Annotated in this window: 14 protein-coding genes; 1 reads left to right on the plus strand and 13 read right to left on the minus strand. The window is 48.6% G+C overall.

Annotation, left to right across the window (positions count from 1 at the left end; genetic code table 11):
• Positions 1-382: 382 nt before the first annotated feature.
• The 7 genes from GS601_RS01525 to GS601_RS01555 all read right to left on the minus strand — a co-directional run bounded on the left by GS601_RS01525 (position 383) and on the right by GS601_RS01555 (position 5,709).
• Positions 383-613 carry a hypothetical protein gene (locus GS601_RS01525; RefSeq protein WP_162421484.1) on the minus strand — a complete coding sequence of 77 codons (231 nt, stop codon included), beginning with the start codon at positions 611-613 and terminating at the stop codon, positions 383-385.
• 10 nt (positions 614-623) lie between these two features.
• Positions 624-1,979, minus strand: a complete 1,356-nt coding sequence (gene miaB / locus GS601_RS01530; protein WP_162421485.1) for a tRNA (N6-isopentenyl adenosine(37)-C2)-methylthiotransferase MiaB — start codon at positions 1,977-1,979, stop codon at positions 624-626.
• Between the two features lie 239 nt (positions 1,980-2,218).
• The gene (locus GS601_RS01535; RefSeq protein WP_162421487.1) at positions 2,219-2,458 is read right to left on the minus strand and encodes a DUF2283 domain-containing protein; all 240 of its coding nucleotides are present in this window, start codon (positions 2,456-2,458) and stop codon (positions 2,219-2,221) included.
• The gene (locus GS601_RS01540; RefSeq protein WP_162421489.1) at positions 2,452-2,751 is read right to left on the minus strand and encodes a hypothetical protein; all 300 of its coding nucleotides are present in this window, start codon (positions 2,749-2,751) and stop codon (positions 2,452-2,454) included. Before GS601_RS01540 ends, GS601_RS01535 begins: the two co-directional genes overlap by 7 nt.
• 102 nt (positions 2,752-2,853) lie before the next feature.
• Entirely contained in the window at positions 2,854-4,671 is a 1,818-nt protein-coding gene (locus tag GS601_RS01545) for a serine/threonine protein kinase (RefSeq protein WP_162421491.1), read from the minus strand.
• 126 nt (positions 4,672-4,797) lie between these two features.
• On the minus strand, positions 4,798-5,178 hold the full coding sequence (locus tag GS601_RS01550; protein ID WP_162421493.1) for a C6orf136 family protein: 381 nt from the start codon (positions 5,176-5,178) through the stop codon (positions 4,798-4,800).
• Positions 5,179-5,250: 72 nt separating this feature from the next.
• Positions 5,251-5,709, minus strand: a complete 459-nt coding sequence (locus GS601_RS01555; RefSeq protein ID WP_162421495.1) for a hypothetical protein — start codon at positions 5,707-5,709, stop codon at positions 5,251-5,253.
• A 259-nt stretch (positions 5,710-5,968) separates the two neighbouring features.
• On the opposite strand from GS601_RS01555, the gene cobS reads away from it, so the two are divergent.
• On the plus strand, positions 5,969-6,715 hold the full coding sequence (gene cobS / locus GS601_RS01560; RefSeq protein WP_162421497.1) for an adenosylcobinamide-GDP ribazoletransferase: 747 nt from the start codon (positions 5,969-5,971) through the stop codon (positions 6,713-6,715).
• On the opposite strand, the gene GS601_RS01565 is transcribed toward cobS, so the two are convergent.
• From GS601_RS01565 to GS601_RS01590, 6 genes are all read right to left on the minus strand, one after another.
• Positions 6,701-7,474 (minus strand): ion transporter, encoded by a 774-nt coding sequence (locus GS601_RS01565; RefSeq protein WP_162421499.1) that lies wholly within the window; start codon positions 7,472-7,474, stop codon positions 6,701-6,703. The two genes, cobS and GS601_RS01565, sit on opposite strands and share 15 nt — an antisense overlap.
• A 67-nt stretch (positions 7,475-7,541) precedes the next feature.
• On the minus strand, positions 7,542-8,714 hold the full coding sequence (locus GS601_RS01570; RefSeq protein WP_162421501.1) for a nucleotidyltransferase family protein: 1,173 nt from the start codon (positions 8,712-8,714) through the stop codon (positions 7,542-7,544).
• Between the two features lie 337 nt (positions 8,715-9,051).
• A complete protein-coding gene (locus tag GS601_RS01575) occupies positions 9,052-9,894 on the minus strand; it encodes a segregation/condensation protein A (RefSeq protein WP_162421503.1) in 843 nt (280 codons plus the stop codon).
• Between the two features lie 160 nt (positions 9,895-10,054).
• A complete protein-coding gene (locus GS601_RS01580; protein WP_162421505.1) occupies positions 10,055-10,408 on the minus strand; it encodes a LapA family protein in 354 nt (117 codons plus the stop codon).
• A 107-nt stretch (positions 10,409-10,515) separates the two neighbouring features.
• Positions 10,516-11,604, minus strand: a complete 1,089-nt coding sequence (locus tag GS601_RS01585; RefSeq protein WP_162421507.1) for an AI-2E family transporter — start codon at positions 11,602-11,604, stop codon at positions 10,516-10,518.
• A 250-nt stretch (positions 11,605-11,854) separates the two neighbouring features.
• Complete coding sequence (locus GS601_RS01590; protein WP_162421509.1) at positions 11,855-12,670, minus strand: DUF3153 domain-containing protein; 816 nt, start codon at positions 12,668-12,670, stop codon at positions 11,855-11,857.
• Positions 12,671-12,683 lie beyond the last annotated feature (13 nt).

The raw sequence follows: 12,683 nt of genomic DNA on the forward strand, positions 1-12,683 counted from the left end.
TACCCTCGCTCGACTTGCAGCCAAAAGGCTTGCCTGCTCTCCCTCCTGCCATCTTTTAATCCGTCGAACTCACGTCAATTTAGCTCTGCTAGTTGAAATGTGCGACTCTTGAACCTCGCCGGTTATCCAAAAAAGCGTTCATAGCCATCATGGCGACCGATCCAGAACCAAGTTACAGTGTCGCTCTCAAGAATTCCGATCGCGCGGCAACTTCGCGTTATTCTGACAGACCAAAGACTCTCTTAACGGTTGATGCATTTGAAATGCAAAGAAGGATGGAAAGGATTTTCTTTCCACAAGCGATAGGTTTTTCTAGCACATTGGCGGATCTCCTGATCGAGTCACCGATATTCAGCCCAGAATGACGGCAGAGTTGCAGAATTCATAGCTGGTCATAGTTCATCGGTTGTGCTTTCCCTTCTGCTATCTCTTGTCTAGCACGTTGGGCAGCCGCGCTCAACTGAGGTTGAGTCCGCTCAAACGTCTCCTGCCATCGCAGTTCATCGTGTAGGTCTGCAACGTATTCTCGCAAATGGGCAACAACTTGTTCTTGAGTAGATTCAGGTAAAGATTCCACCATTTTGATGAGAGTTGCGATCGCGGCAGTAGACATGACTTCCTCTCTATAATCGAGCTTCAACTAAGGGCTGACCGGTGAGACTAAACGGGCGAACTTCGGTAATTTTGACTTTTACACGTTTGCCTCTCAATTCGTTGATCTCTCCTGCAAAGAAGGTGAGGCGATTGCCGCGAGTGCGTCCCATCACTTGCGTGGGGTCTTTGGAGTTTTGATCTTCAACCAAAATTTCTTCAACGCGCCCTGCATAGCGCTGCGATCGCTCTGATGCCGTCACCGAGACCAAACGATTGAGCCGTTGCAGCCGGTCGGCTTTCACTTCCTCAGAAAGCTGACTTTCCCAGACTGCCGCAGGCGTACCAGGGCGAGGGGAATAAGCGGCGGTGTTGACCAGATCGAAGCCGATGTCTGCAACCAGTTTGAGCGTGTTCTCAAATTGGGTTTCTGTTTCGCCGGGGAAACCTACGATCGCGTCTGCACTAATCGATGCATCAGGCATGTATTCGCGAATCGTTTCAATAATTCGACGGTAGCGATCGTGGGTATAGCCCCGCGCCATTGCCTTGAGAACGTCATTGTCTCCCGACTGAAACGGAATGTGGAAGTGTTCACACACTTTTGGCAGTTCGGCGCAGGCACGAATCAGACGCTCGGTAAAGTAGCGGGGATGACTAGTTGCGAAACGGATGCGATCGATACCCGGAACATCATGCACAACGTAAAGCAAATCCGTAAACGTGTTTAAATGGCGACCCTCAGACGTCGTACCTGGAAGATCTCGCCCATAGGCATCAATATTCTGACCCAACAACGTGATCTCTTTGTAGCCTTGCCGTCCAAGCGCTTCAATTTCAGCCCGAATCGCTTCGGGAGTTCGAGACTGTTCAACTCCGCGAACGCTAGGTACAACGCAATAGGTACAGCGTTCATTACAGCCATAAATCACATTCACCCAAGCGGTCACTTTGCTATCGCGTCTGGGTTTGGTAATGTCTTCAACAATGTGAATCGGATCAGTTGCGACAACTTGATTTCCACTAAACACTTGCTCTAATAAATCTTCGAGTTGGTTAGCGTGTTGCGGTCCCATCACCAAATCGAGTTCCGGGACTCGCCGCAAGAGCGATTCACCTTCTTGCTGCGCCACGCATCCCGCAACAACCAGCGTTAAGTCTGGATTTTCCTGCTTTCGCCGTGCTTGTCTACCCAAGTAGGAATACACTTTCTGCTCTGCATTGTCTCGAATTGTGCAGGTGTTGTAGAGAATCAGATCTGCATCGTTAGGTTCTTCGACCGATTGGAAGCCCATCGTTTCGAGGATGCCCGCCATGCGTTCGGAGTCGGCTTTGTTCATCTGACAGCCGAAGGTGGTGATGTGGTAGCGACGGGGAGAAGCAGTCATGGGTTTCAGCAAGATACAGGATTAAGGCTCGACTTCCTATTTTAGGCTGAGTTACAAAGTTTTGCGAAACGGCGATCCAACGGACTTCGCGGAGCGAACCCCTTCGGAGCTTGGCAGAGCCAATCGCGAATCGACCTACCATTCAAGTTCTTTAGACAAGTTCTTTGAACAAGTTCTTTGGACAAGTTCTTTGGACAACGCGGGAATCGAAGTTGCATCAGGACATTACTTTATTTCTTCTAACGCTGACTTGCATTCAAAACGGTTAGTCCAACAATTCCGTCTGCATCATCGTAGCGAATCACAATGTCATCTTCTGTAAATTCGGTGTCAGTTGAAGATTTTGGGGGACTGTAGAAATCGATGTAAAGCACATCGGCTTCTGAATCGTAAACCAGAGAAAATGGCTGTTTGGGTAGATTGTGGAGTACAGGCAAGAGTTTTAGATAATCTTGCGCTTCTTGAAAGTTCGCTACCATATCTGTCTCCTCCGGTTGAGAAAATTAATTCTGCGGGTTGGAAAAGCGGTGATTACAAATTCATCATCGCCTTCTTCTCGATAAGCTACAACCAGCCATCGAGCAGGTTCAAATTGTTGAATCGCCAACAGTGCGCCGTCATTGCCTTCCAAGATACGAGTTGGATTGGAGAGCGTGTTTAGAACCAGTTGCTTTTTATCGGTAAGAACCGTGTGCCTTTGAATGATGGGTTGCCATCGCTCATCGGGTAGCCGAATGAGAATGCCGTTGTGAGAAAGGGCAGTCTCGGTCATTAAGCCAGTTTTCGTTGTATTACTTCGGTTCTAGCTATTATTTTAGAGCGGTTCCTACAGAGTTGCGCTCTGTGCTAATCGCTACTTCTTGCTCTCAGCCTTTCACCGTTTCAATTTACGAATTTCCCGCAAATACCAGCGAATAAAACTTTGGCTTGTCGCTCCCATTGACAACGACAACATCACAACGAACAGAGGAACAGGTATCCATGACGCCGAGAGTAGCAGAAAGAAGCCTGCAACGATGCCTGCACTGCACAGAGTAGATAGCATTCCGAGTTTCAACCGATATAGGCGGACGTTTTTCAGCTTTGAGCGTCGAGTTAGTAGTCCCGATACAATTCCGTTGAAGAATCCTAGACCTAATCCTAGAGAACCGCCCAGCACGGCAGCAACAATCATATTGAGAACGATCATTCTCAAATCACCAGAATAGGACATCGAAAATTTTGCGTACACTGCAAATAAAACAGTGCTAACAGAAGCACCAACCGTACCAAATCGCCAAATCGCATTCCAGAGAATTCGATCGGTCGTCATCGGAGGAGCAAGTTTTCCCTCATTTTTGGGAACAAGGGATTGATCCAGCGTTTCTGCTTGGATTTTGTTTCGTGGTTTTTGAGGAACATCGAAAGCTTGGGTTGTTCTTCGACGTTCTCGGAGATACCAGGTTGCGATCGCTTGACTCGCCACGACCATTGGTAGAGCTAGTATGGCAAATGTTTTAAGCGCATTCACTTCTCCCGTCATCGATAGGATGGAGATCCCGAAAGTTAATACGACGGCTCCACTGAAGATCATTGCAGCGATACCGACAATCAGACGATACAGAAGAGGCGTTTTTTCAGGTGTATCAAAATAGTGCGTCAAAAAAGCAACAAGCAAACCATTGAGAAATCCCAAACCTAAACCTAGTCCTCCACATACGACGCCCCAGAAACTTAGCGCTTCTAACAAAGCATAGTCAGGAATGCTTGGCAAAATCGTGACCCAAACACATCCGACACCCGCGATCGCGCCAAACGCGCTACTGCGCCAAATCGCATTCCAAAACAGGCGATCGGTTGTCATTTGAGGCGCAATATCACCGGGGTTTTCTTCTGGAAGAGCTAGCCGCAACTGTCCTTGTTGCAGTGCTCTTAATGCAACTTGAGCCGATCCTAAACGGTTCTCCAAACTCGGTTCTGTCAACCATTCCAACCAATCTAAAAACGGTTCGCTTAGCGTTGCAAAGGATCTAAATTGCAGTTGTAAATTGCGTTGCGGTAAGTCTGCGGGATGTTTTCCTGTGATGAGAAAAATTAGTGTTGCGCCTAAGCTGTAGAGATCCGATGCCGGGGTTGCCCGTCCGCCATACTGTTCGGGGGGCATGTAGCCGTAGGTTCCAACAACGGTAAGGGTTCCGCCTTCTTGAGCAACGAGCGTTTGAACCGAGCCGAAATCCACGAGATAGACCTGTCCGACGTGATTTCCGGTACGGTTTCCAAGCAGGATATTACTTGGCTTGATGTCACGATGAATCACTGATGGCTGCTGAGTGTGCAGATACGTGAGAAGGTCGAGGAGCGATTCTGCCAACTGCTTCACATCAGTTTCGGTGAACGATCGTCCTGCCTTCAAGTGTTGCTCTAGGGATTTGGCGTCGATGTAACTTTGAACGATCGCAAAACCTTTGGTCGTTGTGGTTTCGATCTCAAAATAGTCGAGATAGTTAGGAATGGCGGGATGGTTTAGCGATCGCAATGTTTCTGCTTCACGCTCAAACAACTTGAGATCATCCCATTCAAAATCGACGCCAAACGTGAGCAGCTTTATAACAACAAGTTCTTGCGTTTTTAAATCTCGTGCCAGAACGGTTTGTCGCCCAGCTTTTTTGCCAAGCTGCTGTTCAACCTGATAACGATTTTGTAGAATGTCCATTCCAGCATCCTTAAGCATTTAAAACTCTTTACGCCAGTTTTACTTAAGAATACGGAAAATTGTTTGAAAAAAACTAATGAGTTGTCTACGCAGTGCTGAAGATACCGAACGAAATTTGAGCACTTCTTAGCCAACGCTAAACAACTGCTTAAAGACCGCAAATCTAGAACAGTCCCAATGATCGATGTGAGAGACAATTAACTGATCATCGTTGACCTGCAACTCGCTCCAGCCATCAATTGACATGGCAGGTTTCCACGGTAAAGGAGCCTTCCAACTCAACGTCCAGCGAGTTTTAATGCTATTTCCAGTGTCCTCAATATCATGCAATTGGAAGCGAGTATCGATAAACCAGCGCTCTATAAACTGAATCATTTTTTTGTAGCGCTCAACTCCCTGAAACTGATTGAGCGGATCTTTGAAAAAAACATCTTTGGCATAAATGCTGTAGGTTTGATTCGCTGGAAACCGCGCATAGTCCTCGCAGAGCGTCTGAAGCAGAGACATACAAAATAAGCATAGACAATACTATTTTGTGCTTAACGCACCTGGTCTTTGAATGACGACTGACCTAACTAGTTAGAACAGAAAATGCTCTTCATCGTCAATCTGAACATCTAGTCTTGCTGAAATCACCTCCGTCACCATGGCTTCAAGATCAGCCGCATTGATCAGGGTGCGCGGTGCTTGATTGTGAAGCGGGTTGTTCAAGGGAATCAGTCTCAATCGGCGACCCTCTTGAATGAGATCAAACACTGAACCTTCTGCCGATTGGCTCAGTTCAATATAGTCAAAACTGCAAACATTGAGATAGAGAGTATAATTGGCAACCAGCGTCGCCCGGTACGGATCGGCAAACACTTCTAAAACACACCCTTCGCCCTCACTGGCAAGGTTGCCATCTTGGGTGTGAATGTAGCGCACCCGCGTTAGGTCGGTCAGCAGTCGCTGCATGTCTTGCTTGTCGATAATTGTGCCATTGGCGATAATGCAAGGCGCAGGAAACCAGGAATTCCCGGAGAAAAAGTCGTGACTCATGACAAAACAGGGGTCGAACTACGAGTCGAACAGGGTGAGAAGCGAAGCACTTGCCCACCTTCTAGAATCGCATGGAGTTTTTGAAAACTCGCGAAAATAGACGGTTGAGTAGACAGTTCATCAGCGCTAAAGCAAAAATCTTGCTCAAAGATCTCACTTTAGGTCAGTGCCTCCTAAAGCAATTATGGCTGGGAAATGCCAATTTGGATCTGCGTGTCGAGGAAAGGAATTTAACTTCTGTAAAGTTGAGATGGAAGCAATGATCAGACGACTTTGGGGGTGGGTTGCTCAAATTCTAGCAGCAACGATGTTTTACACCTGTTTGCCGATTTCGTCGGAGTGGACACTTGACTTTCGAGGCATTGCCCGTGTTGCGCCGCTCGTTGGAGTCTTGGTTGGCGGACTGGTCGGGCTACTCGATTGGGGATTAGCCCAGGTTGGGATGCCTGTGCTGACTCGCAGCGCGATCGCAGTTGCTCTGTGGATTGCGATCACCGGAGGTCTTCATCTTGATGGTGCAATGGATACAGCAGATGGATTGGCGGTGAGCGATCCCCAGCGACGCTTGCAAGCGATGTCAGACAGTGCGACCGGGGCATTTGGTGCGATCGCGGCGATTGTGATTGTTTTGCTCAAAACCGTGGCATTGAGTGAGATTGAGAGCGATCGCATCTGGATCTTGATGGCAGTGGCAGGATGGGGACGGTGGGGGCAATTAGTTGCGATCGCACGCTATCTCTATCTCAAACCGACGGGCAAAGGCGCGTTTCACAAAGAATCGATTCGGTCAGTTTGGGAAGCGTTGCCGACGTTTCTATTGCTGGTTGGGTTGAGTGGGGTTTTGTCTCCGGTTACAGCGATCGCACTTTCGGTTGGGGGAACTGCGATCGCGCTACTCACTGGAGCATGGTTAAATCACAAATTAGGCGGACAAACCGGAGATACCTATGGCGCGATCGTCGAGTGGACGGAAGCATTATTGCTCTGCGGGTTAACTGTGTTTTAACGCTGTACCGCAAACCTTACAAAATTGAGCATCGGAGTCATGTAGTGCAAGACCACATCCTGAACAAACGATTGAAACTTGATCGGAGGTTTTGACAAATCGTTTAATCAAATCTCCTAACTGCCAAGGAATTAGAACTACGCCTGTCAAAAGCATTAAAGCCGTTAGTAGCTTTCCCAATTGAGAGTTTGGTGTGATGTCGCCAAAACCTGCGGTCGTGATGGTAGAAACAGAGAAATAAATTGCGTCTAGAAACGTATCGTACTTTGGATTAGAGGCATGTTCTACCTGATAAATTAAGCCTGAATAGACAAAAATAATTGAGATGAGAGTGAATAGAATTCGGGTTACGATCGCGCTATCTTCACTACTGACATAACCAAAGATTGTTTTTCCACCAATAAACCGAATCAGACGCAAAATCCGAAACCAGCGAAAGATTCTAAAAAATCCAATATCTGCCCCAAACAGAAACGGAAGAATGGTAACTAAATCGACAATTGAAAATAAGCTAAAGATGTGATGAATTCTGTCTTTAGCGCACCACAATCGAAGCAAATATTCAATCACAAATATCAAAAGAATTGCATTTCCAAAGACATCTAATTGTGTCTCAAGCGATGCAGGAATGTTATATGTCTCGACTACAAAAATTGCGGATGACGCTAAAACTAATCCGGTGATAAAAAGGTTAATGCCTCGACCGATTGGCGTGTCGATATCTTCTAGATAAAATGCAACCTTTTCCCGCAATTCCATAAACCAAACGTGCCGACCTCTGAGCTATTGTGACTCAAAGTTCGGCATCTGATCGAATCGCGGATGATTACGGAGCGACTTTATCGACTCCTAGCAGTTCTGCGATCGCTTGATGTTCTGCCGCCGGATGGGTGGGCAATTGCTGCCGTGCATCGGTAATCAGCCAGTCGAGCGACGCCGCTTGCACATCGATTGTCGCGCCCGTTTTATCGACACAATAACGACCAAACACCAGCTTATCCACCAACCGCACGCCTGGTCCCAACCGCGAATACTCGAAAATCACACTGTTGTCTACCGTTGCGCCACTACACACCCAACAGTTGGGACCGATCATCGCCGGGCCAACAATCTTTGCCCCATCTTCAATGCAGGTCATGCTGCCGATATAAACCGGACCTTGGATATCCACCTTGTCCCAGTTCACCGAGACATTCAGCCCGGTGTAAATCCCTGGCTTCACTTCATGTCCGGGAATCGGCACATTTTTCACCTCGCCTTTCAACACACTGCGAATGGCGTGCCAGTAGTCCGGCACTTTGCCGATATCGACCCACTCAAACTCCATAGGCAACGCATAGAACGGTGCGCCCATTTCGACCAATTTTGGAAACAGTTCGCCGCCAATGTCATATTCCTGACCTGAAGGAATATAGTTGAGAATTTCAGGTTCAAAAATGTAAATTCCGGTGTTGATATTGGTGCTAAGCGCATCTTCGATCGAGGGCTTTTCCTGGAAAGCTTTGATTTTGCCTGTCTCGTCGGTCACAACAACGCCATAGCTAGAAACTTCTTCACGGGGCACGGGTTTGGTGATCACCGTTGCGATCGAGCCTTGCTCTCGATGCCACTTGACCGCCGCCGTCAAGTCCAAATCGATCAGCGCATCGCCGCACAGCACCACAAAGGTATCATCAAAAAACGGAGAGAAATCTTGAATTCGCTTCATGCCGCCCGCCGACCCGATCGCTTCGCCGACCAATTCGCCATCTACAATGCGCCCCTCAAACGAGTAGCCAATCTCTACGCCAAAGCGCTGCCCGTCCCGAAAATAGCTCTCGATTTCGTAGGCCAAGTGGCTCACGTTGACCATGATTTGGTCGAAGCCGTGCTGACGAAGCAACTCTAGCAAAAACTCCATCACTGGTTTTTGCAAGATTGGAATCATTGGCTTGGGAATGGTGTACGTAATCGGACGAACCCGCGTTCCCTTTCCGGCTGCCAGAATCATGGCTTTCATAAACGTTCTCTCTATTTCTACGCCATCAATTTTCAGTCGATTGTGGAGCAACCTGGACAATTCCAGAATGCATCTTTCTCACTATAGAGGAGGACAGGACTTTAGACTATTCATCACTGGATATAGCCGCTAGCCGTTACGGTGAGCCGCTTAAATAAGCCTTGTAATGTTCAGGAAGTTGAAAAATAATTGCAGCGCTGTCAACCTTAACGTGCCCAATTTCACCTTTGATTTATCCAAAGGTAATAATTTAAAGCTGTCTTTACAGATTTGGGTGCTCTCCATTCAACTTCAGCCGCAAAACGGGCTTAAATCATTGTTGATTATGCCCTAACGCTCAGTCGAGCAGGGCACTTTGGGTGAGGGCTTCCAATTCGCTACTCCTTTGTAACAGCGATCGCACCTTAAGATCTTGGTAAAACTCTTCCTGTGCCAGTTCTACTTTATTTTGGGATGACAGCAGCAGCAGCGCCCAAAACACTCCCACCCGCTCATGGTTTTCTGCTTGAGCATGAGGATCGTCTTCCACCGTTGTTTTGCCTTGGGCTTTGAGTTCTACCCAAAATTCCAGCACTAGCTCAAAGTCGATCCAGTCTTGCCCTTGAGCAACGAGTGACCAGTGATTGATAAAAAAGTCCTCGATCGCCACCGCCATTTCAGAGAGGTTTTCTTGGTGGGCAAGCTGCGCGATCGCACGGACTGCCTGAGCACGAGGCATCTTCTCACGGGTGGGTCGTCGCCTGGGTGCTCGATCATCTAAGGCGGTCGCAATAATTTGAATTTGTTCGATCAGTTCTTTTAGCGTCACGCGCCGCCGCTGGGGAGGGTGGGCAACGGCTCGCCGCCGCAACTGCCGCTCTAGATGGAGCGGCAATGCCGATTGCCCCAGTTCAAGTCCATCCAAAAAGCCGTCGTCTGGAAAGTCATCCAACGGTTCTACAACCACCTCTTGAGTGAGGGTCTGCGCCTTGAGCAGCAGCAGCATTGAGGCATACAAAAACGCTTGCCCCGACTGAGACAAGTTGGCTTCGTAGAGTTCGCGCCCCGTTGCCGGAGCCAGGTCGCTCAAAAACCGATCGATCACATCAATCACGTTGACATTCCACGGATCGAGGTCGCCCCGTTCTGCCATGTCGATGAGGAGCGCGATCGCATCTTGTGCGAGAGAAGGAGCAGCCATAGAGAAGGAGGGTATGGGGTTAACTCAGATCACTTGATTTTAATCCGTGCAAAGTAGATTGCGGCTAGCAAAATGAACAAATATAAGGTCAAAGGAACCCAGAGGCTCCAAAGATTCTGAGGATTTGTCAACTCTACTGTCACCCTCACCCCCTCTTAATCTACGCCAACACCTCTACATCTTCAGCGTGTTCTTCCGCTGCTGGCAGCAACCGTTGCTGTTCTTGAAGTTCTACCCGATAGCGCTCTACATCTTGCTCTAGCTCCTGAATACGGCTTTCTCGCACGGTCACTTCCTTGCCTAGCTCGATCGCGCGCTGAATCTGAGACCAAACGCTGAAAACCCATGCCAAGACAGCGCCAATGCCCATTGCCACAATTAGTTCAACCGACAATGGGGCTTGAAGTTGCACCCCCCGAACCACATGAATAATCGAAGGCTCGGTGTTCTCAATTCCAAATAGCACTAGAGCTAAACAAATGACAAAAATGATTAAAAAGTTAACCTGTCTCATCGTGTTTCCTCCAATCACGCCGCTAGTCTACCAGGGATTAGAAAGATAGAAAGCAAAGATTGGAAAATAAACCGGAGCGCGATCGCAATTACTTCACATTATTCGCATTACTGAGATGGCGGCGGCGGAATCACCGGTTCTGTGACAATCACAGGCGGCTGATGAGAGAGGCGGAGAGCATCGATCGTGCCTTTGATCGTCCCTGCGATCGGGACGGCAACAATCACACCCAGCAGCCCGGCAATCTGCAAGCCAATCAGCAAGGCGATGAAGATCCAGATGGGGTTTAGCCCGGTAAAATCTCCTAAAATTTTTGGAGCGAGGAGATTATCGCGAATCTGCTGCAAAATTACTGCCGCCAACGCCACCTGAAACGCCAGCCATACGCTTTGAAACATCACCAAAATCGTGACGATGCCAATGCCCAATGCCGCTCCAATAAACGGAATGAGTTCTGCAATCCCAATAAACAGCGCAAACAGCAGCGTAAACGGCACCTTGAGCGCCAGAAATAAAGGAATTAAGCTACCTGCCATAAATAGCGCCAGCAAAATTTGACTGAGAAAAAAGTTGTGAAAGTTTTGCTTGAGCGAGTCGCTGAGCGGAATGCCGATTTTGGGCGGAAACTGATGAATCAGCCCTTGCCACAAGCGATCGCCGTAAAGCAACATATAGAACGCCAGCACAATGATCAAAATCGTGTCAATTAAGCCAGAAACAGTGCCGATCGCGAGTCCCAACGCTTGGGAAGCATAGGCTTGAATCTGATTTTCAATCTGAAGACTGAGCTTGCCCCCAAACCCCCTCAGGTCGATCGGTAAGTTTCGTTGTTTTGCCCACTCATCCCAAAAGTCAAGATTTTGCCGACTTGCCTCTAGCCATCCAGGAATTTTGATCAACAGTTGGTTGGTTTGATCGAGCAAGATCGGCACCAGGGTAAGGGCCGAAACTGCCAGCACAGCCACCGTTAAAAGCAGCACAATCACCACGGCTCCGGTACGCTTGATCCGAACCCGCTCAAACCACCGCACCGGATAATTGAGCAAAAACGCCAAAATGGCTGAAACTGTCAGCACCGTTACCAATTGCCCAAAATAGTACAACACCTGACCGAGAAGCCAAATGTTTAGGGCTGCGATCGGGCCTATCAAACCGAGAACCAAGAACCGTTGTGGATTGACGGATCGGCGGCGCATAGAAGAAGGGATGAGGGATAAATGACGTTGCTAACGAACCAGGATGAATCTGCTCAGTCCGTTCTCACCTGCTCTGGCTAGAGAGGGAGCACAAGGCTTTTTCTCCCTACTTTTCTCCCTACAAGCAAAGAGTGCGAGGTTTTCGACTCGCTGACTGAAGAGAATTTATTATACTGACACTTGGCAATACCGGATGAATTCTACAGGCTTAGCCATGTGGGGCGATCGCAAATCTAGAATTGATCCTAGACTAGGGGCGACTTGCGGCGGCAGGCTTAGCAGCAGGCTCACCAACACCAGGTTGCTGGTTTTTCAAATAGATTCCAGCCGCCACGATCGCCACGATCGCGACTGTCCCCAACCCTAGAGGACTCGGCATCCAGAATGCGGCTTCTAGATGATTCTTTTGCCCAGGTTGCAGCATCCAAATCAACTGCTTGCCGTCTCGCCGAGAGGCAACCGAGCCAGGACGGACAACGTTTTTCGCGCCCCAAGGCGTTGTTAGGTTAACCTGGAGGTCGATCAGAGGGCTAGAATCAACCAACACTTCACCGCTAGGAGAGGCTACACCGAGCGATCGCAGGTCTACGTCATAAATCATTTTGCGCCGTTCTAGCAGCAAGAAATTCCCCTGCTCAACCTTGAGATGAGATTCGATCGGCGGCAACTCTACCTTCCGGCTAGTTTTTACCGTGGCTTTAGCGTCAAAAAAGGTATTAAATTTCTGCTCTAGCTCGCGCCCCGTGGTGAAGGGAATGGTGACGATCACTTCTTTGCTCGACAGGCGGCGGGTTTTGCCTTGCACCTGACGGGCGCGTTGCTCAATGTTGGCAAGCCATGCTTGAGCGGTGCCACTGCCAACGCTAGCGAGCCGCTCATCTAATTGAATATGCTGTGCGATCGCACCTCGCGTGGGGCTATCAAAGGTAATTCCGACTTCGTATTGGACACAACCAGACAGCATAAAAGCTGCAATCACCGCCATCCAAACGGCTCGACCCTGCAAAACTGTTTGGAAGAGAGCTTTAGCGCAACGCGACGCGAACCGAGCAGTTCGTTGGAACATAGCAACCAGAAAA

It is taken from the genome of Myxacorys almedinensis A (assembly GCF_010091945.1).
Lineage (GTDB): Bacteria > Cyanobacteriota > Cyanobacteriia > Leptolyngbyales > Leptolyngbyaceae > Myxacorys > Myxacorys almedinensis.